We start from the raw sequence: 21994 nt of genomic DNA on the forward strand, positions 1-21994 counted from the left end.
TGGGATCGATAGCCGCGGTAGAGATGACGTGGTTTTTGGTTTTACTTTTTCTCTGGTAAGGGCGGAGGAGGATAGTAGGGCAGCTTCTGCTGTTCTTCAACGGCACGCTTGACGCCCACATCGTCAAACAACATGCTCGGCGCGATCATGGTCTGCGGCACCGGACCAAGTGAATTGTCGACGTAGTCGTCATTGCCCACCGCCACGATATCCGAGCGCAGGCTGCGGTTGTCCAGCTCGTCAAAGACTGCTCCGCGCACCAGCTCTCTGCTGCCGTCGGCGTGGACACGGTAGAGAAGGCGCGGCTCAAGCGCGCCGGCCAGCGTCTCGACAGCATAGACGTCGCGGCCCTGCTCCTTCGCCATGGCGAGCAGCTTCTTATTCAACTCGCTGACGGGGACGGCCTCGCTCGATTTAACGATCATGACGCCGGAGCGCGAGTGAGCCACCTGTCCCGGTGCGGACCGGCCATGACCGTTCGAAGCTGGAAAGTCTCTTACCGGCTCTCGCCCGATGAGGTAGCTCTGCAACATGCCTTTGGCCACCACATCGACGGACTGCGCGGGCACACCTTCGTCGTCGACCGCGTAGGCACCCAGCAGGGTCTTGCCTGCGAACTTCGTCATCAGCGGATCGTCGGTGACATCCAACATCGCCGGCAACACGCGCGACTTGTAGCTCGAGGCATAGACGCCGGTCGTCCTGGCCGTCGTGCCCATCGCGGGACGGTCCGCCTCGACGTTGGGAACGAAGAGGCGCGTCATCACGTCGGACGCGGCATCACCGCTGAAGAGGATGGGGCCGTGGTAGTCCTCGGCCGGAACGACTGGAGCCGCTCGCAGAGCTTCAAGGCTTTTGAGATCGTCGATCACACGCTGGCGAAATATCGGCCAGCTCTCCAGCTCCTTCGCATCGGCTGTGGTGGGCCCGTTATCGCGACTCAGGCGCATTCCGTCAGGCGCCTGACCGCCGACGCTGATGCCCGCGGAATATCCGGAGTATCCCTGCCGGACCGCTGTGCCTTCGGTGTTGACCAGGTATCGGTTGACGGCGACGGCGCGCACGTTCGCGGTCGAGTACTGCACATACTCGGCCGACGCGCGAACCTCGGGCGCAGTCTCGAACAGCCCGCTGGCGTCAATGATCCTCTGCTTCCATGCCTTGCGATCGAGATCGATGCCGACCAGCGGAGCTATGTGCACCACCGGTTTCGCTTCTGCAAAGTCGTGCTCCATCTGCGGTGTCTGGAACTGCTTCAAAGCGGCTTGCTTGGCGGCATAAGCCTGGAGAGCATTTTTGTATGCTGTGTCGGTCGCAGTCCAAAGAGCGTAGCGCAACGCCTCGGGATTGTTGTCGCTGGGCGCAAGCGCGATGGCGCCGTCTCCCCTGCTGGTGCTGCTGTCGGCAGCATAATCGCCAACCCGAACGGTGACACGCACCACGCGCTGATGATTCGACTCCTCGCGGGTGAGTGCGCCGTAGTTGGCAACGGCCTCGTAGCTGTTCAGATCGTCGAGCTGATACTCGATGAAGTAAGGGCGCTGCATTCCGGGCAATACAAGATTCGCCTTTTCACGGGCAAGTTCTGTCTGCATGGCCTTCAGCATGGGATCGTTGCTCTGCTGCGCGAAGCTGGGCATTGCAGAGGCAACGCAGACACAGGATGCGACGGTAAGCAGCGAGGAGTTGCGGAGGCGGCGAGAGAAGAAGGATCGGTTGTTCATTGGCCAGCCTTTCCGGTAGCGTTCGTCGCGTCATCGGCGTTGGGAGGGGGAAGGATAGGCGGCCTGGCCGTACCCTGTGCCTGCTTCTGCGTCTCGATCTCGCTGACCAGCATCGCCGGCGCGACCGCGCTGACCGGGATGCTGCCGGATTCGGCACCGCAAATTCCGTTGAAGACCTCGGGCTTATCGTCGGTTGCGACGATTCGGGCCAGAGCCGCCTGCGGCGTGCCTACGATGCTCACGCCGCGCACCAGTTCATCGGGACGCCCGTCCACATACACGCGATAGACGACCAAGGGGATGACCTGAAAGGCCTGCGGCGAGCGGCGCGTTGTTACAGCGAATCCGGAGGAGATGTCTTCGAAGTAAAGACCGTAGGCTTTGCCCTGCTTCTTCGCTTCGGCGATCAGCATCTGCCGCAGCTCGGCATCGCTGACCGTCTTCGACGAGCTGACAATCAGATTTCCCTGACGGCCGGTGGGCATGTGGCCAACCTCGGCGCGTCCGTGCGCGTTACTGTGAGCAAAGCCGGCGACCGGCTGACGGGACATCAGAAAGGTCTTCAGAATGCCGTTTTGGATCAGGTCGACACGCCTGGCCTGCTGGCCTTCGTCGTCATAGTCGTAGTGCCCGCTTAGCCACGTTCCGTCAAATTTTTCGAGCGTGGGATCGTCGGAGACACTCATAAAGGATGGAAGAATCTGCTTGCCCATCAGTTTGGTAAACGTCTGGCCCTCGTCGTCGCCGCGCTGCCGCTGGCCTTCGAGGCGATGGCCGAGAACCTCGTGAAAGAAGACCGCCGCTGCTCGTCCGCTTAGAATCGCGGGGCCGTTGTACGGATCGGTCACCGGAGCTACGCGCAATGCTTCGAGATTCTTGCCCATCTCGGTGATCTTTGCGGCAAGCACCTTCTGGTCGGGCAGATGCCCGGTCTCATCGGCCTCGAACGTCTCGGCGCGGAACATGTCCATGCCGTCGGCGGCCCGTGTTCGGCCCAGAATGACCAGGCGGGCAACGTGGTTCGGCGTGGCAGTCTTCGCGCCCTCCGACGAGACGAAGTAGTCGGTCTCGGAGCTGGCCTCGAGCGCCACGGTGTTATAGAAGACATCGGGATATTGCTTGAACAGACCGGAGAGATCACGCAGGCGCTGCTCCCACTGTGCGGTGTCGACCTTGAGCGCAGGAGCGGGCGGCAGCAGGGCAACCTTCGGATCTTCGGTCGAAAAATCCGGCGACGCATCCTCTTCCTTCGCCCGAACCTCCTGGTCCGTCTTGACTTTGAGATAGCCGTCGAGCGCTTTGCCATAGCCGCGATTGGTCGCAAACCAGAGGCTGCGCGCGATGGCGTTGTTGTCGTCGGTCAGCGGCATGGGGATGGTTGTCAGCGCGCTGTTGCGATGGTCGCCGTGGGTGTTGTCTTCGGCGGGAGAACCGATGCGGACCTGCACGTCGGCAAACCTGCGACGGCTCTGGTTCGAATTGGTGATCGCGCCAAACTGGGCGGCGATGCTGACCTGTTCACCATCGGCGATCGAATAGCTGAGGAAGTAAGGCTTCGGCTGCTGCGCTGTCGGGCTTGCACTACCCAGCGAGTTCATGGCGCGGTGCAACTCCGACTCCATCGCATCTACGAGGATGCTGGAGGTCTGTCCTGCCTGCGGATGCGCTTCCGCCGCTCGAACCACTCGCCCCGGAAGGGCCACCCCTGCCAGCCCCAAAACCGCCAGCCCGACACCGGCAACTACAACTCTTTGTCTTGTCATTGGAAAGAAAACTCGATTCACGTACAAAAAATTCAACTGAAGCAGAGTGTAGCGGAAATATCTTCCCTTCGGCTTCGCCAATACAAAAGCCTGCCGCCATGCTGGCCGGAAGCCCCTCGACCGGGCCAAAAATAAACCAAATTTCGTACCTAACCGCGGCCCGGGGCTGTTGTCTAATCGGGCGGATGAACAAAGTCGACGCAGAAGCGATTCAGCAGATCCTGTCCGGAGATCGAGACGCCTACCGCGTCCTGATGGACCGTCACTTCTGCACCGTGCATCGCATCGCCTTCCGCATCACCGGCAACGAGGCCGACGCGGAAGAAGCCGCGCAGGAGGCGTTTCTCCGCGCCTACAACAAGCTTCCGGGCTTCCGTCAGGACGCCTCTTTTTCCACCTGGATTACGCGAATTGTTATGAATACCGCCTTCAATCTCGTCGAACGCCGCGGCCGCGATCTCTCACAGAACGGCCTTCGCATCGCCGATACTCCCTCGCCGGCTGAACAGACCGTGCAGTTGGCCGGAACGCAACCCGATCCGGAACGGCAGCTGCTCGACCATGAAGCTGCCTCGCTTCGCCAGCGGGCTCTGGCCGACCTTACCCACATGGAGCGGACCGCCTTTACGCTGCGCCACATGGAAGACCTTCCCATCGCCGAGATCGCCGCAGCGCTGAACGTGCCTGCGAATTCTGCCAAACAGGCCGTCTTTCGTGCCGTCGGCAAACTGCGGCGCTCCCTTGCCCCTATTGCAGGAGGCCAGTCATGACCCACTTCTCTGAAGAAGAACTGATTGCCTATCAGCTTCATGAAAGCCCTGACGAAGCTGCCATCCAGCGCCATGTCGAGCAATGTGCCCAGTGCGCTGCGCTATCGGAGTCCATTGCCGAGACCCTGCGCGTCTTCTCCTCCGACCCGGTTCCCACGCCAGACCTCGATCGTAACTGGCGGCGACTGCGCGGCAACCTCTCGGTTCTCTCCGCCGAGCCGCGACGCAGCTTCTTTCCACGCTTCGCGCTGTGGTCGGGAGCAGGTTTGGCGGCTGCAGCATTGCTTCTCGTGGTCTTCGTCGGCGTTCACGTTACCCGCGACCGCGACCACATCGCCGCGTTGCTGCCTGCCCTCAATCGTGTCAACCATACCAACACTGCGATTAACGGACATGGTCCACTTACCTCCGAGCCCACCGACCCTGGCGTGGCCAATCACCTTGATGCCGCCGAGCGCCTGCTGACGGAGGTCAACCACACCTCCGGCGCGCTCGATCCGGCAACGCGTGCGCAGGCGCATGACCTGCTACTCAGCAACGCCGTGTATGTGCGCACCGCGCGCGACCACGGCGACCTGGCGCAGGCAGCGGTGCTCGACGATCTGGGCCGCGTCCTGACCACGCTCGACAACGAACCCTCTTCGCCACATAGCACATTGCAGCTTCGCCTCGAGATGAATACCTCCGGCCTGCTGCTCGACATTCGCATCCTCCGCCAGAACCAGACCGCTCAATAAGGACCAGCCATGACCAACGCAATGACTACAACTACGACAAAACGAATCGGCAGCAAACTTCTCTCTCCGGCACTTCTGCTCGTCCTCGCGGCTGCGCAACCGCTGTACGGAATGATCTTCTCGCCGGAGCCTCTTCCCGCCGCAGCAGCTAACGATAACAGCCCTTACGCCGATGGAACCCGCGCCATGAATGAGCATCGCTGGCAGGATGCCATTCGCTCATTCGACAAGGTGATTGCGGCGAAAGAGAAGCGCTCGGATGCCGCCCTCTATTGGAAGGCGTACTCGCTCAATAAGCTGCAGCGCCACTCCGATGCGGCGGCGATCTGCAACACACTGCATGCGCAGTATGCCGACAGCCCCTGGAATAAGGACTGCGATGCGCTCTCCATCGACAATCCCAACATCAACATCGATCTCGGCGATATCAATCAAAGCCTGAACATTCACGTCCATCCCGATGTTCACATTGATCCCATCACCATCCCCAATATCAATGTCGATATTAAGAACAATCCTGATATCAAGATCCTTGCTCTCAACTCCATGCTCAATCAGGACCCCGCCAAGGCGATCCCGGTCCTGCGCGACATTCTCAATGGAAATCAGCCTATCGGAGTGAAGAAGCATGCCATCTTTGTGCTCGCCCAAAGCAAGTCTCCCGAAGCCCAGGCCATACTGCACGATGCCGTCACCGGCAAGATGGATCCCGAGCTTCAACGCCAAGCCATCATGATGATGGCAATCTTTCAGGGCAAGCGGGACAACGATACGCTCGCCGAGATTTACCGCACCACGTCAGACCGCCAGATTAAGCGATCGGTCATCTCCGCTTTATTCATTACGCAGGATGCCCCGCATCTTGTAGAGCTGGCCCGCAGCGAGAAGGACATGGAGTTGAAGCGCTCCATCGTCTCGCAGCTTGCGATCATGCACGACAAGGCTGCGACCGACTACATGATGGAACTTCTCAAGTGATTCACCTCGGCTCAATCGAATCGATCAGGAGAAAGAACATGCGCCATCTTGCCCGCACTCTCGCCGCTATCGCTGTCTTTTCTGCTGCCACAGTCCTGGCACAACAACCGCAGTTCGTCCATGCGCGCCTCACTACCGTTGCCGCCCATGGTCTCAATGCCGAACTCGATACGCTCAAAGGCGAAGCAACGCCGCTGTGGGTCGGCTATAGTGTCCCTGTGGTGGAAAAAAGCTTCTCTAGCTGGGACTCGCGTATCAGCTACCTTGAGGGCGATCATCCGAACGTGAATGACAACACCTTAAACTCCAATCGCTCCTACGACCACGCCGTTATTCTCTTTCGCATCGCCGACCACAGCATCGTGAAGATACATGTGGACAATCCCGACCGTCAGCTCGATGCAGGCGACCTTCGGGTGGTGTGGCTCACCAATGTCACACCCGATGAAAGCATCGCTAATCTGAAATCGCTAGCGCTTCAAAGCGACGCAAAGAAGCTCCGCGACAGTGCTGTCTTCGCCATCTCGATCCATCAGTCTCCGGCCACTGTTCCCGCCCTTATCAGCCTTGCATCTCCTACGAATGACCTGCAACTGCGTGAGCAGGCCGCTTTCTGGCTTGCCAATCAGCACGGCGCTGAGGGCTTCGCTGCACTGAAGCGCTTTGCCCGCGAAGATCCTGATGCAGGCTTCCGCGAAAAGCTGGCTTTCGATTTCACCCTTACGAAAGACCCCGGAGCGATTGGCGAGCTGATTCGCATGGCCCATGAGGACTCCTCTCCGCAGGTGCGGAAACAGGCCCAGTTCTGGATGGCGATGAAGGGCGGCAAAGTTGTTGCGGGCGATCTTCGCGAGATCAGCGAAAACGATCCGGATACGCAGCTCCGCAAATCGGCGGTCTTCGCGCTCTCGCGCCTGCCCGGAGACGAAGCGGCTACACAGCTTATCCAAGTTGCCAACACCAGCAAAGATCCTGCCGTACGCAAACAGGCTGTCTTCTGGCTCGGTCAGTCACGCGATCCCCGCGCGCTCGATTACCTCACCAAGCTGCTCAAGCAATAGTCCGGCTGTGATCGCTCGCTCTACTTCTTCTCCAGCGGCTTGCGGGCGAAGTAGTAGAGCGAGAAGGCCAGCAGAGCGAACATAATGACGCTGATCCAATCGTGGTAGAAGGGGTTGTGGTCGCTGAAGCGTGGAAACATCTTGTCGGTAGCCGCTTCGTAGAGCCGCACGCCTACTCCCATCAAACCGACGATGCCGCCTGCCGCAATAAGCCCGGAGGCATAGAGTGAGCCGGAGCTGATCTCTGATTCTGAATCGAGTGCAGGCGTGACGCTGGTAGGAACAGGCAGCCCGGTATCAGGATCGATCTCTTCGGGGTTCGTCGCAGCGCGTTTTGCGAGGGTGCGATCCACCATCCAGCGCATGAGGCCGCCGATGAAGATAGCCAGCGTCGTGGCGATGGAGAGATAGGCTCCCACTGCGAAGGTGAGGCTGCGGATGCCGAGCATCTCGATGCAGATGACGAGGGCGACTCCGAGCAGGACTAATCCCCAGGGCAGTTTGCGCGTAAGGATGCCGTTGATGACGGTGGCCATGAGACGGCCTTGCGGAGCGGCGGCCTTTTCGCTGCCGATGCCCTGTATCCACTGGATCTCGATCTCTCCCGTCTGCGGGTTGTAGAGGTACTTGCCGTCTTCGAGTGTCGAGGAGCCGATGGAGTTGAGCAGGATGAACTGGCGGGCGTTCGAGACCTCTTCGTGGGTGGGGTTGTCGGTGTTGTGCGAGCTGAGCTGGAGATGATCGCGCTTGAAGTTGCCTTCGTTCTGTACGCCGTCGGGTAGCGCGTTGAGCGAGAAGACGATGGGCTTCTGCATGCGCTGGAAGGTCTCGAGGCCGGTGTTCATGGCGTTGAGCGTGGCTCCGATGGAGAAGACGGAGACGATGACGCCGATCATGATGGCGAGCTGCTGCTTCCACGGCGTGGCTCCGATGAGGAAGCCGGTCTTGAGGTCTTGCGAGGTGTCGCCTGCGTTGGACGCGGCGATGCAGACGATGCCGCCGATGGTGATGGCCAGCGCTCCGAAGGCCGGAGCCGTCCAGCCGCGGACGAGAAAGATGGCGGCGGTGGCCATGAGCGTTGCAATAGTCATGCCGGAGACCGGCGAGGCGCTGCTGCCGACGATGCCCACGATGCGGGCGGAGACGGTGACGAATAAAAATCCGAAGACGATGACGAGCAGCGCGGCGGCGAGGTTGGCAAGGGCACCGACCTGCGCTCCGGGGACGGGGTGGAACTGCAGGAAGGCCCACATCAGGACGATCAGCAGAGCGCTGCCGCCGAGGACGATCGACATGGGAATGTCGCGTTCGGTGCGGATGGTTTGAGCGGATTGCTTGCCTGCGCGATTTTTGCCCATGCTGCCGAGTCCTTCAGTAAGCGCGGAAAGGATTGTCGGCGCGGTGCGGAGGAGCGTGATGAGGCCCGAAGCGGCGACGGCTCCCGCACCCATGGGGCGGACGTAGGTGCTCCAGAGATCGGAGGGCGTCATGTTGCTGATGAGCGTGGTGCCGGGATAGATCGGGCTGGTGAGGTGGGAGCCAAAGAAATAAATCGCCGGCATCAAGACAAGCCACGAGAAGACGCCACCGGCGAGCATGATGGCGGAGACGCGGACGCCGATGATGTAGCCGACTCCGAGATACTCCGACGTGCAGTCGGCGCGGATGGCCGAGCCTTTGAGCAGATGCTGCGCGCCGAGGTTGGGCTGGTAGTCGGGCTGCGAGGGCCAGAGGGAGAAGAGGTTGTCGTTCTGGAAGAGGGTATAGAGGCCGCCGAGACCAAGGCCGAGGAAGACCCGGCTGGCAAAAGAGCCGCCGCGCTCACCAGCCTCGAGGACGTCGGCGCAGGCGGTGCCTTCGGGATAAGTTAAGGAACCGTGCTCTTCGACGATGAGCTGGCGGCGCAACGGAATCATGAAGAGGACGCCGAGCCAGCCTCCGAAGAGTGCGAGCGCGAAGATGCGGGTGGATTCAAGATCGAAGCCTAAAAAGATGAGCGCAGGCAACGTGAAGATAACGCCTGAAGCAATGGACTGGCCGGCGTTTCCGGTGGTCTGGACGATGTTGTTCTCAAGAATGCTGGCTCGTCCGAAGGCGCGCAGAATGCTGATGGAGAGCACCGAAATGGGGATCGACGCCGCTACGGTGAGACCGGCGCGGAGACCGACATAGACAGTTACCGCTCCGAAGAGAACACCGAAGAGACTGCCGAGAATAAGCGCGCGGGGAGTGAGTTCGCGGCGGGATTCGCCTGCGCCTACGAAAGGCTGGTAGGTAGTTTTGGTGATGGTAGGCGTTGCCATTCTTCGATTCTCTCCCGGCGCCCGGTTTTTGCCCGCGGCGGGATGAGTGTATCAAGGCATCTCTCGGCTGACTAACGTCTGAAAATTAGTCGTTCCAAACAGGTTTGATATCCAGAATGGGCGTTCCGTCGACAGCTTCGAGCGGTTGAACGCGCAGACCCGTCCCAGGATCAATCTCAAGCACCGTGACGCGGTGCAGTCCGATCGGATTCGGGCGGTCGGGCGAGCGAGTGGCAAAGACGCCGGTGAGTGGAGTATGCGCATCGTTCCGCGGATGCACCTCGAGAGATCCACGGTCGGCAAGATGCAGCCAGGTCAGGACGACGATCTCCGCGCCCGTCTGAAGCCCCTTGAGCGCTGGAAGAAAGGGGATCGACAGGTGCAGCCACGCCTCCGGGGCATCTTCATTGCCCTGACGCGGTGCGTCTTCGCGGCGGCGAAGCTGGGAATGGACAAAGCCGATGGGTTCGAGGGTATAAGTGACTGGATCGGTCATGTGTAAGTTATTGATGCGAGGCACAAAGGTGCCGTCGCAGGAATCACGAAAGGTGCAGGCGGCGTGCCGATTCACTGGGAATTGATTGGCGCTGCCGTTGAGGTTGGGACTATACTGCGGGCATGGCGCGGTCCGACCGACCTGGAGCGCCGGCGAGTGAGGTGAGTCTTCAGCGAATGCTGGAACGACAATGCGCTCGGGAGTAGAACCGGGGGTCCGCCGGGTGCGGGTTCCAGCGCGCCGCCTGGTTTCGATGCCAGAGGGGCCGACAGTGGCGCGACGACGCGCTTGCTTCAAAAGCCGGGATGGGTGATCCGGGCTGTTGTCGACGATTTAGTAACAACTTTGTTTCCCGCCGATTGCAGGGTTTGTGGTGGACCGTTGCTTCGGGCTGGCCTTTCTCCTGTTTGCGAAACATGTTTAGGCGCAGTTGCCGCACAGACGGCGATGTTGTGCAGGCGCTGCGGGGAAGCTCTTGATCTGGAAGGAGTTCGGTTTGCCGGGCAGTTTCCTGCCGAGGGTTTGCTGTGCTCGCCTTGCCGGATGGTTTCGCCGGAGTTTGAGCGAGCTGTCGCTTATGGGGTTTATCAGGATGGACTGCGGGAGATGGTGCATCTGCTGAAGTACGAGCGGATGAGCGCTGTCGCACGTCCGCTGGGAAGAATGCTGGCTTGCGCGATCGAGATGCTGAACGGGCAGATTGGCGCAGAGTTGATGGTCGTTGCGGTGCCGCTGTTTCCGTCCAAAGAGAGGCAGCGGGGCTATAACCAGGCGGTTTTGCTTGCGGATGCGGCGCTGGCTAAGTTGAAGGAAACGCAGCCGGAGTGGAAGCTGCGGGCGGCGCACAGCGTCATTCGCCGGGTGCGCGATACGGAGAGCCAGTTTGCGCTGACAACGCATGGCCGCAGACGGAACCTGAAGGGCGCATTTGCGGTGCGGGATGGCGCTACGCTCGCAGGACGCGAGGTTCTGCTAGTAGACGACATTTATACGACTGGAGCGACGGCTCGGGAGTGCGCGCGGGTTTTGCGACGAGCTGGAGCGGCGAAAGTTTGGGTCGCTACGCTGGCGCGGGCGCAGCGAGAGATGGTTGAGTTCTGGGATGCAGAACAGGAACAAGGGAGCTTCAAAGATACGGCATTGCGCTAATGATGATTTGAACCGGAGGGCAGGACGATGCAATCGGGCAAGACGCGGAAGCAGAGACTGACTGGAAATCGGCACGCAGGACATGGAAGCTCGCATGCGAGCGGGAGACTGCTGTCGGATGTGGACGTCCGGATTGGAGTGTTCCGGCAGCCAGCGATGCAGACACCGGTGCTGGTGTTGAATGCGAGCTATGAGCCGATCAATATCTGCGGAGCGCGACGTGCGCTGGTGCTGGTGTTGAAGGGCGTAGCGCGCACCGAGGAGGAGCAAGGCGCGATTCTGCATGCGGCGCGAGTGAATGTGGCGATGCCGAGCGTGATCCGATTGCTGGAGTATCGTCGGATTCCTCACCAGACAAGGGCGCTCTCGCGAAAGAACATTTTGCTGCGAGACCGGAATAGCTGCCAGTATTGCTCGGTTGTACTGACGGCCAGCGAGCTGACGCTGGATCATGTGATTCCACGGTCGCGGGGAGGGCTTTCGACCTGGGAGAATCTTGTAGCGTGCTGCCATGACTGCAACCGGCGCAAGGGCAATCAGTTGCTGCACGAGCTGACAGACATGAAGCTGCAGCGGGAGCCAAGGCCGTTCAGCCTGCATACCTCGCGACATATTATGCGGATGATCGGCAGCGCCGATGCGGCTTGGCGGAAGTACCTGTACTTTGAGGCGGGTGACGCGGCTTAGCTTGCCTATTTGCCATTCACCGGTCTAAGAGGTACCCCCTGTACTTAAGTCCTAAAGTCTTCGAAAGAAGAGACTTAAGTCTGGACCTCGAGTGACCTCGGTTAAGTGCAAAAGCCCGGCGTTGGCCCGGGCTTTGTGTTGATTGCTGATTTAATTGTAGCAACGCTGGTGTAACTCTTTTGCAATCTTATGTTATTGATTTGAAAAGAGTTGTGCAATTTAGAGCTTGACAGCTTTTACATCTCGTCTAAATGGCGCAGATGTGGCACAGGAAAAGAAAGGCCCGGGGCTAAAGCCCCTTTTGCGTTTTTCGACAAGCTTCGTAGGGCTAAAGCCCTACGCTAATCCTGAACCCTACGCTGATGCTAAAGTCCTACGACAATCCTGGGACCTGCTAATCATGGACCCTACGCTAATTCTGGAATCCTGTGCTGACCCTGGAAACAAAGACGGTAGCTTCTGAGGGTTCTATGGGAATTGGGTCTTCGTGGATGGATTGTGAAAGATCTTGAATCTATCTCCTAAGTTTTTAGTTGACACGAACCGAAGCTGCGGCGTAATGTCCTAACTCGTTAGGAGATAAGCCATGGGCGAGCAGGACAAAGAGGGTTTGACGAAGCTGGAGTTGCAGATCATGCAGGTGATCTGGCGGCGGGGTACGAGCAATGTGGGCGAGGTGCAGGAGGGGCTGGAGCAGCAACTGGCCTACACAACCGTGCAGACGATGCTGAATATTCTGCACCGCAAAGGGAAGCTGAAGCGGAAGCTGCAGGGGCGGGCGTATGAGTACAGCGCCACCGTGACTGAGGCCAAGGCTTTGAGCCATGCGCTGCGCGATGTGGTGGATCGCATGTTCGGCGGATCGAGCGAAGAGCTGGTGATGAGTCTGATCAAGAACAAGCAGATCGACGCGAAGAAGATTGCGGAGCTGAGCCGCAGGCTGGAAGAAGCGGAAGAGAGCGGAGGCGAGCGATGAACGGACTCGAATCGTTCGTGTTGGGGTATCTGGTGAACTCGCTGTGGCAGGTTCCGCTGATCTGCGTGGCCGCATACGGCTGCGCACGGCTGGTGCGTCGGATGGGGCCGCAGGCGGAGCACAGGGTGTGGGTGACGGCGTTGCTGATTGCGGCAGTCTTACCGGCCTGTGCCGGGACCGGAGCATGGCTGCCGCATGGCTTTGGCACGAGCGCTTCGGCTGCCGGATCGGTACAGGTTGAGATGGGAAGATTCACGCAGATCACAGGCACGGCGCTGCATCTGCCGACGGGGCTGCGTCATGGAGCCGCGCTCCTGTATATGGGGCTGGTGATTTTCTTCTGTGGACGGCTTATTTGGGGAGTCATCCAAAGCGTGGGCCTGCGCCGGGGATCGCGGCGGCTGGAGCTTACCGGCGAGTGGCAGAACATGTGGGAGCGGTGCTGCTGCGTCTTCGATGTAACCAATGTGGAGATTGCGAGTACGCCGAGGATCACAGGCCCGATGACGGTTGGGTTTCGGTGGCGAACGCTGTTGGTGCCTTCTGATTTTCTGGAGACTGCGGAGGCAAACGATGTGGAAGCTGCGCTGGGGCATGAGCTGGCGCACATGCAGAGGCGCGACTTCGCCAAGAACCTGTTCTACGAACTGATCTCGCTGCCGGTAAGTTATCACCCGATGACGCGATGGCTGAAGTCGCAGATCAGGCAGAGCCGTGAGCTGGTGTGCGATGCGATGGCAGCGGAATTTGTAACCACGAGAGAACTCTATGCACGATCGCTATTGCGGTTGGCGTCGATGATGCTGAACCAGACGCAGACCGTAAACATTCACGCCATCGGAATCTTCGATGCCAACATTCTGGAGAGGAGAGTTATGAATCTGATGACGAAACCGAGAGAGACGAGAGGACTGTTGCGGATTGGCTTTGCGGCGGTATGCGTTGCAGTGGGAGTCGCTACCTGCGGATCGGCGCTGGCGCTGCGGCTGGATGTGAGTGAGCCGCCTGCACCTGCTGTTGCGGCTGCGACCCATGACCATCCTGTGAAGGTACAAGGCGCGATTATGGCCGGGAGCAAGATCGGAGGGGAAAACCCGGTATATCCAGCGAAGGCTAGGGCTGAAAAGAACACCGTGGATGGCACATGCACTCTGCAGGCCACGATCAACAAAGAGGGATATATCACCCGTCTGCGTGTGGTGAAGAGCCTCCGCAAAGACTATGACGAGAGCGCTCTTACTGCGGTGAAGACCTGGCGATATAAACCGTATCTACTGAATGGAGAGCCAGTAGCAGTGCAGACGACGATTAATATTAATTACTCCATTGGTGGTTAGAAAACCTCAACAAGATAGTGCTGCATTGAAAGCAGAGTGGCTGGCGAGTCAGATTGCCGGCCACTCTGCTTTCAATGCAACCGGAAAGAGATGAAATACAGGGGTCTCTCCACTGCGCTTCGCTTCGGTCGAGATGACGTGAGTTGAGTGGTGCAAGAGTGTCGGTTGGCCGACTAACACTTTGTTGTCGTATAGGACGTTCTGCAAGTGTGATAATTTCAGCGGCAGGAGAGTTCCTGAATGGCGCGAAGCGAAAGTTTTCAGTGCGATGTATGTGGTAGCCAGAAAAATCACAATGATCTTTGGTGGCTGGCGTGGACCGATTGCTTCGAGGGCATCAGCCCGGGTGACGACCAGCCGCTGATCAAGCTGACGCGATGGCAGCAGCGGCAGGCCCATGAAGAAGGGGTGAAGCATCTGTGCGGCGCGCGCTGTGCAGGCACCCTGATCGACCGCTGGATGACAGCGCAGCACGAAGACCCCAGCGCGCACTGCGAGTCTGTCTAGGGCGGTTGCCCTCCTGATGTAGCTTTGGTGAATCGAGCAAAACGCAGATTCCCTTCGGGAATGACAACCAAAAGGAAGCCACGACTGAGAGGAAGCAGCTACAGCGGGTTAAAGCCGCTTTATCAAGGCGGCGAGATCGAGAGGAAGATCAGGGTTTGGATGCCGGCGGCGGTTGCTGCTTGTTGTCGTCGGGGGCCTTGTTGTCGGTGATGTCCTGACCGTTGTAGATGATGCGGCTGGTGGCGCGGAACTGCTTGTAGTCGGTGTATTTGACGACGGTGCGCAGGTGAACGTCTTCGCTTAAAGCACCCTGTTGTGCATCGAAGTGCAGGGTGCCTTCGGCCTTGGTGTAGGTGGGGAACCAATATTTTCCGTCAACCTGTTGATAGTAGGTGGTGTAGGGCGGGGAGAGGTCTTCGTGGCCCTTGCGCTTGTCATCGGGGACTGACCTGCCGTTGATGAGGACGATCTGGAAGTCTTGCTGATCGACCCAGACCTTGCCCTGGAAGTAGCGCTTCCCTTTTTCGAGGACCTTGGGCTTGGCGTCGAAGACGTAAGTGTCGATCTCGTCGATGTGCTGGCGGCCGAGGTAGGTTATGTCGTACTGGGGCAGGTCTTCGGTGGTGAGAACGAAGGGGAGGCGGTGCTCGATGTCCTGAAAGTCGGAGGGGGACATCATGACGCGCTCGAGGGTGTTTTGGGGGGCGAAGACGACGTGCTCATCGCGTTTACCGTTGGAATCAAAGAGGATATCGGTGACCTGGAGGTATTGGCCATCGACTTTGTTGGTGTCGTCATCGATGGTGTCGACCTTTACCGTCTGGCGGAAGGTGTAGTTCTGGCGGGCGGTGTTGAAGACGGACTCGCGAGCGGCAAATTTGGTGATGATCTGCTGCGGGGTCATGTCTTTAGGAGGAGTGGGGTCGAGCGGTCCGAAGCCTGCGGGTTCCTGCGCTATGGCTGCCGGGGGCGTGGTGATGGCGGCTAAGGTGAGGCAGGACACGGCCAGCAGCGGCAGGAGCGACGCCGCGAAGAGACTGGCCGAGGCGCGAAGGCGGATAAGCTTCGTCATTTTTGCTGGGACTCCAATAAAAAGGGCGGGGCAACGGTACCTCCCCCATCCTCTATCTAAAGAATAGACGCTAAAAGTGAGGGTTGGTGATGTTGGGCTGGGTTAGTAATATGTGGGCTCTTCATTGGGGATGCGTTATCGGCATCGCGGGCCTGGCGGGAGCGGTGTTGTTGATGGCACATGATCAACGTCTTCATGCCAAGGAACGTCGGCGGGATCGCAGGATCCGTGAGGAGTTCGAGGCTTACGCCGCTCTTGATGCCGCTTTGCACGGAGAAGACCTGCATGGGCTGGCCAGGCGGGTGTGCCGGCTGGTGTCCAAAAAGAGCGCGTTTCAGCGAGTCGCCATGCTGACGCAGGATGCCGAAGGACAGATGCAGGTGGTGGGCAGCGTGGGCATCGATGAACTGACCGTTCAGGAGCTTCAAGTGTGCAGCGAGTGCTGCATGGAAGAAGCGAACGGCGAAGAACCTACGCCCGACACAGTGGGGATGCATCTGGGTGAGAGGAGCTTTGCGGTGGTGCTGGGCAAAGATGCCACCGATGCAGGATGTGGACGGGCGATCCTCATTCCGTTGCAGACGTCGATGGGAAAGGTACAGGGCGCGCTGGCAGTCTGTGCGGATGGGCTGATGAGCCTGCGGCGGCAGACGGTGGAAGAGACGATTTCGCCGCTGGAGGCGCTCGCAGTGAAGCTGGGGCGAGCCATCGAAAACGCCGAGACGGTGGAACAGCTGCAACAGGCAGAGAAGCTGGCAGGCTTTGGCATGCTGGCCAATGGGGTTGCGCACGAGTTGAGCGATCCGCTGACGGCGGTGCTGGAGTTTGCAGAACAGATTGCCGAGACAGCCGAGGACAGCCGCATACGGTCCGATGCGGAGACGATCGTCAACGAGGCGCTGCGGATGCAGCAGACGGTGCAAGGGCTGGTGAAGTTCGGACACTCCGAGGCCCGTATCGATGAGCCGGTCGAGATCGTAGGGTTGCTGCGGGAGCTGGCGGTTGAGTGCGAGGAGAAGCTGGAGAGCCGAGGCGTTCACCTGGTAGTGGATGCCGAGGACAATGTGCCCGCGGTGCGGGGAGATGAGGATGCGTTGCGTCAGGTATTGGAGCATCTGCTGAACAACTCCGCGCAGGCGATCGATTCGATTAGCCAGTCAATTAGCGAGGACGCCGAGCGGGAGCGAGAGATACGTGTTTCGGTGAGCCATGATGCGAACTCGATACAAATGATTGTGAGCGATACCGGGCCGGGCTTTGCGGAGCCGGGGCGCATCTTCGATCCGTTTGGGTCAGGCGCAGGGATGGGACTTGGGATCTGCTACGGGATCGTGCATGCACATGGCGGAGAGATCAGCGCATTCAACCTTCACCCGTATGGGGCTGCGGTGATGGTGGAGCTGCCTTTAGGAGAGGTCTCCACGCAGAACTACTCCAGTGCAGCGCGCGAGGTCGCTTAGAAGGCAACACAATTTTCGGGGCTTGAGAGAGGGCTACGGGAGTAGACTGGCGCGATGAAGATGCTTGCGGGGTTGGTTCTGGGATCGCTCTTAGGCGGGGTGACTTTAGCGTACGGTGCGGGGATAGCTTCGACCGAAGCCTCAGTGGCAGATGCGGGATCAGTTTTAAACGAACATCCGATGACGTTTGCCGATTTACAACGAATGAAGCGCCTCGACGATCCGCAGGTTTCGCCGAGCGGCAAGTGGGTGATGTTTGCAGCGACGGATGTCGACCTTGCAGCGAATACCAAGGTGAGCCATCTTTGGGTGGTACCGCTGAAGGGTGGTCAGGAGAGACAGCTGACCTTTTGGAAGGAGGGCGAGAGCGAAGGCCGTTTTTCGCCTGACGGTAAGCAGGTGGCGTTTGTGGCGACCGATACCGCGACCGGACACTCTCAAATATTTCTGGCGTCGTGGGACGGGGCCGCGGGAACGCTGGGAACACCGAAGCTGCTGACCAATATAAGCACCGAGGCTGATGGACCGGTGTGGTCGCCAGACTCGCAGAGAATCTTGTTTGTGTCGCGGGTCTATCCAGAGTGCAGTGATGAGGAGTCGTGGGTCGAAGAGGATGCCTGCGACAAGCGGAAGGACGATGCGGCGGCAGCGAGTCCGGTGAAGGCGATGATCTTTACGCACCTGTTGTACCGGCACTGGGACCACTACATCGGTGACAAGCGCAGCCATGTGCTGGTGGTGAACACAACGGATGGCAATGCGGTGCGCGACCTTACGCCGCGGCGGGAGATCGGCGACACCGAGGCTCCGGTGTTTTCGTTGGGTGGGCCGGTGGACTATGCGTGGGCTCCCGACTCGAAGGAGATTGCGTATGTAACGAACCTTGACCCGGTTCCGGCAGCGAGCACGAACAACGACGTGATCACGTTGCGACTGGACGATCCCGGCGCGCGGGCGGTGAAGATTTCGACCTCGCCTGGAAGCGACGACGCTCCCGCCTATTCGCCGGACGGAAAGTACATTGCATTTCGGTCGCAGGCGCGGGCAGGGTTTGAGAGCGACCGTTTTCGGCTGATGCTGTTTGACCGGCAAGCGAAGACGATTACGGAGATGCTGCCGAAGTTCGACAACTGGGTGGACGAGTTCACGTGGGCCCCGAACTCGCAGACCATCTACTTTGCCAGCGAAGAGATGGGCGAGGAGAACATCCTGTCGACGCAGGTGGGGCTGCCGGAGGCGACGGCGGTAGCGAACAAGGCAGAGTATGGCGGGTTGCAGGTCTCGCCGAACGGAAGAACGCTGGTTGCAATGGTGCAGACAGTGCGGCACCCTGCGGCGGTTGCCTCGATTGCGTTGAATGCGGCGGGCGGTGGTGGCGCTCCGGTGGTGCGTTTGACTCACCTGAATGATGCGTTGCTGAGATCGCTGGACCTGCCGAGGATGGAGAGCTTCATCTTTCCCGGCGCGGGAAATACATCGGTGCAGGGATTTATTATTCGGCCGCCGAAGTTTGATCCGGCAAAGAAGTATCCGCTGAAGTTCCTGATGCATGGCGGGCCACAGACGGCGTGGGGCGATGCGTGGAGCTATCGCTGGAACGCAGAGCTGTTTGCCGCCGACGGATATGTAGTCGTGATGATCAATCGGCGCGGCTCGACCGGGTATGGGCAGAAGTTTGTCGATGAGGTGAGCGGCGACTGGGGCGGTAAGGCCTATGTCGATCTGATGAAGGGGCTGGACTATGCGGAGAAGCAGTACCCCTTTATCGATAAGACGCGGGAGTGCGCGCTGGGTGCGAGCTATGGCGGATATATGGCCGACTGGGTGCTGACTCACACCGACCGCTTTAAGTGCATTGTGACGCACGACGGTATGTACAACCCGCAGAGCGCGTATGGAACCACCGAGGAGCTTTGGTTCAACGAGTGGGAGTTCAAGCGGCCAGGAACGACTGGGCCGGGGCAGCCGTGGAAGTATGCTTCGGGGCCGGTGGCGGACGATCCGTTCAGGAAATGGTCGCCGATGCTGTCGATCGAGAATGCGAAGACGCCTACGCTGATCATTCACTCGCAGAAGGATTATCGGCTGGATGTGTCGGAGGGGTTCCAGTTGTTTACAGCTTTGCAGCAATTGCATGTGCCGAGCAAGATGCTCTACTTCCCGGATGAGGGACACTGGGTGTTGAAGCCGCAGAACTCCGAGCTTTGGTACAAGACCGTGAATGACTGGTGCGATCGGTGGACGCATAGCGGAGCCTATGCGTCTGACCTAAGCAGATAACTAGCGCAAGGTTTGCATGCAAAGACTATAGAACAAACTACTGGAGCAGGCGGCGACGCACTGCTCCCATCGCGGCAAGTACACCGGTGCCGAAAAGCAGGAGACTGCTGGGTTCTGGAACAGCGGAGGTCTGGTCGACTGCCTCAAACCAGTTCTCCGAGTAGATATCGTCCCACACGATGTCTCCTGAACCGTCCATAAAGATCGATCCTCCGCCGCTTCCACTGAGAAGATCGGGTACAGGAGCAGCACCGATATAGACAGCCGCAAAAAATTGGTCAGGGGTGAGCTTTCCGGTAAATGCTTCATGATCGCCATTACAGACTCCGTTCAAAACGACGCTACCGGAGGGAACGGCTGGGGTGCATGGAGTTCCGCTGTCGGCGACGATGGTCGGCGTCGAAGAAGAGTAACCTGTGCTTATGCCATCAACAAAGGTCTGGTAGCGATCGTGCTCAAGATTATTGATCACGACGTTGCCGGAGTCATCCATCCCGTAGAAAAGGTAACCTTGATCGCTGCTCAGATTGAATATCTGATAGGTGTCAGCAGATGCAGGCTTTACCGCTGCGAACAGGATAACGATAGCAGTGGCAATGCCTATTCCCTTTGAGCAAAGGTTCACAATTCTCATGGACATGTTCCTCAAACAAAGTTATTGACGGAACGAAACGTTTGCATTTGAAGCTCCAAACTTTTGTGTGCAAATACTTACCTATAAGGTCTCGTTGTCTTTATCACTTTGCAAAATTTTGCAGCATATAGGAGTCAAGTTATCTTTCTTTATGCTTTCTGCGACGGTGGAAATTGAGACAGTGAGTCAACAGGACGAAATACGCGATGACTTTTAATAGAACGAAAAAAAAGCGCGAGCCTGTGGGAGAAGCTGGCCTGTTTGAGTATGCCGTGGGCGTGCTTGCACGCAGGATGCGGACGGTGCGCGATCTGCGCCGGTTAATGAAGAACCGCGCCGAAGAAGGTGAGGCCGGGGAGCGGGCGATGGATGCTGTGATCGTTCGGCTAACGGAGCTGAAGTATCTCAGCGATACGCGGTTTGCCGCCGACTACACGCGGCTGCGCAAGGAGAATGAGAAGCATGGGCGGCGGCGGGTGCAGCAGGACCTGATGCAGAAGGGCGTCCACAAAGATCTGGTGGCTTCTACGCTGGCGCAGGCGTATGACGATGTGGATGAGGTGGCTCTGGCTCGAGCGTATGTTGCACGGAAGCGAATCAAGCAGCCGAGCGGTCCCGACGCGCAGAAGCAGACGACGCGGATCATGGGGAGGCTGATGCGGGCGGGTTTCTCTTCTTCGGCCATCTTCAAGGTGCTGCGGGAGTGGCATCTGCCTGAGGAAGCGCTGGAAGGCATCGAAGAGGGTGGGCGGGATTCGGACTCGTATGCGGAACGGGATGAGGATCTGCCGGAGTTCTAGTGAGTCAACTCTTATCGCTGCGAACTCGCAGCTAGATAGCGCGGAGAGCCTTTGCCGGAAGAAAGAAGATGGCGGCGATGAGTGCGAAGGCGCCTTCGACAACGATGCCCACTAAGCGGAACGGCAGCAGGCACAGCCAGATAAATGGATAGAGGATGAGGGCAAGAAGCGCGAGCGGCCAGCAGACAACAAGGAGGAGGCAAAAGAGAAGGAGTTTGAGCATGACGTCTCCGGTTGCGCACGATGGCGCATAGAAGGTTACGCTGAAAGGTGGGCAAAGGTTCCGGACAGATGGAGAAACGGGCAGAGTCGCTAGAACGCGTGGTCGCGGTGGACTGGTCGGGGCGGGTGGATGCCGCGGGGCAGCGGCGGCATATCTGGGCCGGGGTGTGGACGCGCGGTGTGGTGACGCTGGAGGCCGGGCGCACGCGTGAGGAGTTGATGGAGTGGCTGGTGGAGATGGCGCGGGAGACTCCGCGGATGGTAGTGGGGATCGATTGCTGCTTCAGCTTTCCGGCGTGGTTTCTCAAGGAGCATGGGTGCGCCACGGTCTTCGACTTCTGGCAGCATGTTGCGGCAGGGCATGGCGAGCGTTGGCTGGCGCGGGAGTGCGAGGATGTGAAGCGCGATGAGCGGTTCTGGGGCAAGCCGCATAAACGGCCAGCACAGTTTTGCGGCGCGGGGCTGCACCGGTCGATGCGGTGGACGGATATGGATAACAAGTTTGCTCCGGAGCTGCTGACCCGAGATCCGGAGCGTGCGGCAAAGGTGAAGGGGATTACGCCGAAATCGCCGTTTCAGATTGGGGGCTCGGGCAGCGTGGGGACGGGATCGTTACGGGCGATGCCGTTTTTGCTGAAGCTGCGGGAGGCGGGGTTTCGGGTGTGGCCGTATGAAGATGCTGCACTGGGCACGAAGAAGCCGCAACCGCTGCTGGTGGAGATGTATACGCGACTGCTGACGGGCGCGGTGGCGAAGAGTAATCCTGCGGCGCGGAAGGCTTATCTGGCGGCGAAGAAAAAGACGGATGAGGCTTATGTCGGGTTGTCGCGTGGGGTGATGGCGAAGGCATTGGGTAGCGAGGATGCTTTTGATGCTCTGGTGTGTGCGATGGAGATGGTGCGCTGGCAGGGTGAGTTTGCTGGGCTGAAGGCTACGAAGGATGCAGCGTTGCGGCTGGAGGGGATTACCTGGCGGCCTGGGGTGCAGGAGGGGTTGAGGCTGGGCACGCTTGAGGGCGAATCAGGCTGATAAACTTTT

General features: G+C 59.2%; 20 protein-coding genes. 13 read left to right on the forward strand and 7 right to left on the reverse strand.

The window, feature by feature from the left end; all coding sequences use genetic code 11:
- Nucleotides 1–41 precede the first annotated feature (41 nt).
- The gene (locus IEW09_RS01075; protein ID WP_188552319.1) at nt 42–1724 is read right to left on the reverse strand and encodes a metallopeptidase TldD-related protein; all 1683 of its coding nucleotides are present in this window, start codon (nt 1722–1724) and stop codon (nt 42–44) included.
- Nucleotides 1721–3487 carry a metallopeptidase TldD-related protein gene (locus IEW09_RS01080; RefSeq protein ID WP_188552320.1) on the reverse strand — a complete coding sequence of 589 codons (1767 nt, stop codon included), beginning with the start codon at nt 3485–3487 and terminating at the stop codon, nt 1721–1723. The genes IEW09_RS01075 and IEW09_RS01080 overlap by 4 nt, the downstream gene beginning before the upstream one ends.
- Before the next feature lie 185 nt (nt 3488–3672).
- Here IEW09_RS01080 and IEW09_RS01085 point away from each other — a divergent pair, with 185 nt between their 5' ends.
- Genes IEW09_RS01085 through IEW09_RS01100 form a run of 4 tightly spaced genes read left to right on the forward strand, consistent with a single transcriptional unit; the run spans nt 3673 to nt 7033 of the window.
- Entirely contained in the window at nt 3673–4257 is a 585-nt protein-coding gene (locus IEW09_RS01085) for an RNA polymerase sigma factor (protein ID WP_188552321.1), read from the forward strand.
- Entirely contained in the window at nt 4254–4994 is a 741-nt protein-coding gene (locus IEW09_RS01090; protein WP_188552322.1) for a hypothetical protein, read from the forward strand. Before IEW09_RS01085 ends, IEW09_RS01090 begins: the two co-directional genes overlap by 4 nt.
- A 9-nt stretch (nt 4995–5003) precedes the next feature.
- A complete protein-coding gene (locus IEW09_RS01095) occupies nt 5004–5972 on the forward strand; it encodes a HEAT repeat domain-containing protein (protein ID WP_229738995.1) in 969 nt (322 codons plus the stop codon).
- 38 nt (nt 5973–6010) lie between these two features.
- Nucleotides 6011–7033: a HEAT repeat domain-containing protein gene (locus IEW09_RS01100; RefSeq protein ID WP_188552323.1), complete on the forward strand. Its 1023-nt coding sequence runs from the start codon at nt 6011–6013 to the stop codon at nt 7031–7033.
- A gap of 20 nt (nt 7034–7053) precedes the next feature.
- Here the strand turns inward: IEW09_RS01100 and IEW09_RS01105 are convergent, their stop codons facing one another.
- Nucleotides 7054–9336, reverse strand: a complete 2283-nt coding sequence (locus tag IEW09_RS01105; RefSeq protein ID WP_188552324.1) for an OPT family oligopeptide transporter — start codon at nt 9334–9336, stop codon at nt 7054–7056.
- Between the two features lie 85 nt (nt 9337–9421).
- The gene (tsaA, locus tag IEW09_RS18640; protein WP_229738996.1) at nt 9422–10129 is read right to left on the reverse strand and encodes a tRNA (N6-threonylcarbamoyladenosine(37)-N6)-methyltransferase TrmO; all 708 of its coding nucleotides are present in this window, start codon (nt 10127–10129) and stop codon (nt 9422–9424) included.
- Nucleotides 10130–10375: 246 nt separating this feature from the next.
- Here tsaA and IEW09_RS01115 point away from each other — a divergent pair, with 246 nt between their 5' ends.
- The 5 genes from IEW09_RS01115 (at nt 10376) to IEW09_RS01135 (ending at nt 14488) form a co-directional block, all read left to right on the forward strand.
- The gene (locus tag IEW09_RS01115) at nt 10376–10981 is read left to right on the forward strand and encodes a ComF family protein (protein WP_188552325.1); all 606 of its coding nucleotides are present in this window, start codon (nt 10376–10378) and stop codon (nt 10979–10981) included.
- A 27-nt stretch (nt 10982–11008) separates the two neighbouring features.
- On the forward strand, nt 11009–11668 hold the full coding sequence (locus tag IEW09_RS01120; RefSeq protein ID WP_188552326.1) for an HNH endonuclease: 660 nt from the start codon (nt 11009–11011) through the stop codon (nt 11666–11668).
- Between the two features lie 586 nt (nt 11669–12254).
- A complete protein-coding gene (locus IEW09_RS01125) occupies nt 12255–12644 on the forward strand; it encodes a BlaI/MecI/CopY family transcriptional regulator (RefSeq protein WP_188552327.1) in 390 nt (129 codons plus the stop codon).
- Nucleotides 12641–13981, forward strand: a complete 1341-nt coding sequence (locus IEW09_RS01130; protein ID WP_188552328.1) for a M56 family metallopeptidase — start codon at nt 12641–12643, stop codon at nt 13979–13981. The genes IEW09_RS01125 and IEW09_RS01130 overlap by 4 nt, the downstream gene beginning before the upstream one ends.
- A gap of 240 nt (nt 13982–14221) precedes the next feature.
- Entirely contained in the window at nt 14222–14488 is a 267-nt protein-coding gene (locus tag IEW09_RS01135) for a hypothetical protein (protein ID WP_188552329.1), read from the forward strand.
- A 148-nt stretch (nt 14489–14636) separates the two neighbouring features.
- Here IEW09_RS01135 and IEW09_RS01140 read toward each other — a convergent pair whose 3' ends face one another.
- Nucleotides 14637–15560 carry a LolA-like protein gene (locus tag IEW09_RS01140; protein ID WP_229738997.1) on the reverse strand — a complete coding sequence of 308 codons (924 nt, stop codon included), beginning with the start codon at nt 15558–15560 and terminating at the stop codon, nt 14637–14639.
- A 110-nt stretch (nt 15561–15670) separates the two neighbouring features.
- Between IEW09_RS01140 and IEW09_RS01145 the strand changes: the two genes are divergently transcribed.
- Both IEW09_RS01145 and IEW09_RS01150 read left to right on the forward strand, forming a co-directional pair.
- The gene (locus IEW09_RS01145) at nt 15671–17020 is read left to right on the forward strand and encodes a sensor histidine kinase (RefSeq protein WP_188552330.1); all 1350 of its coding nucleotides are present in this window, start codon (nt 15671–15673) and stop codon (nt 17018–17020) included.
- Nucleotides 17021–17074: 54 nt separating this feature from the next.
- Complete coding sequence (locus IEW09_RS01150; protein ID WP_188552331.1) at nt 17075–19300, forward strand: S9 family peptidase; 2226 nt, start codon at nt 17075–17077, stop codon at nt 19298–19300.
- 37 nt (nt 19301–19337) lie between these two features.
- On the opposite strand, the gene IEW09_RS18645 is transcribed toward IEW09_RS01150, so the two are convergent.
- Nucleotides 19338–19934, reverse strand: a complete 597-nt coding sequence (locus IEW09_RS18645) for a PEP-CTERM sorting domain-containing protein (RefSeq protein ID WP_229738998.1) — start codon at nt 19932–19934, stop codon at nt 19338–19340.
- 206 nt (nt 19935–20140) lie between these two features.
- Here IEW09_RS18645 and IEW09_RS01160 point away from each other — a divergent pair, with 206 nt between their 5' ends.
- Nucleotides 20141–20734, forward strand: coding sequence for a regulatory protein RecX (locus IEW09_RS01160; protein ID WP_188552332.1), 594 nt, complete (start codon nt 20141–20143; stop codon nt 20732–20734).
- Between the two features lie 31 nt (nt 20735–20765).
- On the opposite strand, the gene IEW09_RS01165 is transcribed toward IEW09_RS01160, so the two are convergent.
- Complete coding sequence (locus IEW09_RS01165; RefSeq protein WP_188552333.1) at nt 20766–20957, reverse strand: hypothetical protein; 192 nt, start codon at nt 20955–20957, stop codon at nt 20766–20768.
- A 47-nt stretch (nt 20958–21004) separates the two neighbouring features.
- Between IEW09_RS01165 and IEW09_RS01170 the strand changes: the two genes are divergently transcribed.
- Nucleotides 21005–21985 (forward strand): DUF429 domain-containing protein, encoded by a 981-nt coding sequence (locus IEW09_RS01170; RefSeq protein ID WP_229738999.1) that lies wholly within the window; start codon nt 21005–21007, stop codon nt 21983–21985.
- Nucleotides 21986–21994 lie beyond the last annotated feature (9 nt).

Origin of the sequence: Edaphobacter dinghuensis, from assembly GCF_014640335.1 — a bacterium.
GTDB classification, from domain to species: Bacteria; Acidobacteriota; Terriglobia; order Terriglobales; family Acidobacteriaceae; genus Edaphobacter; species Edaphobacter dinghuensis.

What these genes read in the sequence shown, in the direction of transcription:
- IEW09_RS01075 (WP_188552319.1), bottom strand. Translation starts at nt 1,724, where the DNA reads ATGAACAACCGATCCTTCTTCTCTCGCCGCCTCCGCAACTCCTCGCTG.
- IEW09_RS01080 (WP_188552320.1), bottom strand. Translation starts at nt 3,487, where the DNA reads ATGACAAGACAAAGAGTTGTAGTTGCCGGTGTCGGGCTGGCGGTTTTG.
- IEW09_RS01085 (WP_188552321.1), top strand. Translation starts at nt 3,673, where the DNA reads ATGAACAAAGTCGACGCAGAAGCGATTCAGCAGATCCTGTCCGGAGAT.
- IEW09_RS01090 (WP_188552322.1), top strand. Translation starts at nt 4,254, where the DNA reads ATGACCCACTTCTCTGAAGAAGAACTGATTGCCTATCAGCTTCATGAA.
- IEW09_RS01095 (WP_229738995.1), top strand. Translation starts at nt 5,004, where the DNA reads ATGACCAACGCAATGACTACAACTACGACAAAACGAATCGGCAGCAAA.
- IEW09_RS01100 (WP_188552323.1), top strand. Translation starts at nt 6,011, where the DNA reads ATGCGCCATCTTGCCCGCACTCTCGCCGCTATCGCTGTCTTTTCTGCT.
- IEW09_RS01105 (WP_188552324.1), bottom strand. Translation starts at nt 9,336, where the DNA reads ATGGCAACGCCTACCATCACCAAAACTACCTACCAGCCTTTCGTAGGC.
- IEW09_RS01115 (WP_188552325.1), top strand. Translation starts at nt 10,376, where the DNA reads ATGGTTTCGCCGGAGTTTGAGCGAGCTGTCGCTTATGGGGTTTATCAG.
- IEW09_RS01120 (WP_188552326.1), top strand. Translation starts at nt 11,009, where the DNA reads ATGCAATCGGGCAAGACGCGGAAGCAGAGACTGACTGGAAATCGGCAC.
- IEW09_RS01125 (WP_188552327.1), top strand. Translation starts at nt 12,255, where the DNA reads ATGGGCGAGCAGGACAAAGAGGGTTTGACGAAGCTGGAGTTGCAGATC.
- IEW09_RS01130 (WP_188552328.1), top strand. Translation starts at nt 12,641, where the DNA reads ATGAACGGACTCGAATCGTTCGTGTTGGGGTATCTGGTGAACTCGCTG.
- IEW09_RS01135 (WP_188552329.1), top strand. Translation starts at nt 14,222, where the DNA reads ATGGCGCGAAGCGAAAGTTTTCAGTGCGATGTATGTGGTAGCCAGAAA.
- IEW09_RS01140 (WP_229738997.1), bottom strand. Translation starts at nt 15,560, where the DNA reads ATGACGAAGCTTATCCGCCTTCGCGCCTCGGCCAGTCTCTTCGCGGCG.
- IEW09_RS01145 (WP_188552330.1), top strand. Translation starts at nt 15,671, where the DNA reads ATGTGGGCTCTTCATTGGGGATGCGTTATCGGCATCGCGGGCCTGGCG.
- IEW09_RS01150 (WP_188552331.1), top strand. Translation starts at nt 17,075, where the DNA reads ATGAAGATGCTTGCGGGGTTGGTTCTGGGATCGCTCTTAGGCGGGGTG.
- IEW09_RS18645 (WP_229738998.1), bottom strand. Translation starts at nt 19,934, where the DNA reads ATGAGAATTGTGAACCTTTGCTCAAAGGGAATAGGCATTGCCACTGCT.
- IEW09_RS01160 (WP_188552332.1), top strand. Translation starts at nt 20,141, where the DNA reads ATGACTTTTAATAGAACGAAAAAAAAGCGCGAGCCTGTGGGAGAAGCT.
- IEW09_RS01165 (WP_188552333.1), bottom strand. Translation starts at nt 20,957, where the DNA reads ATGCTCAAACTCCTTCTCTTTTGCCTCCTCCTTGTTGTCTGCTGGCCG.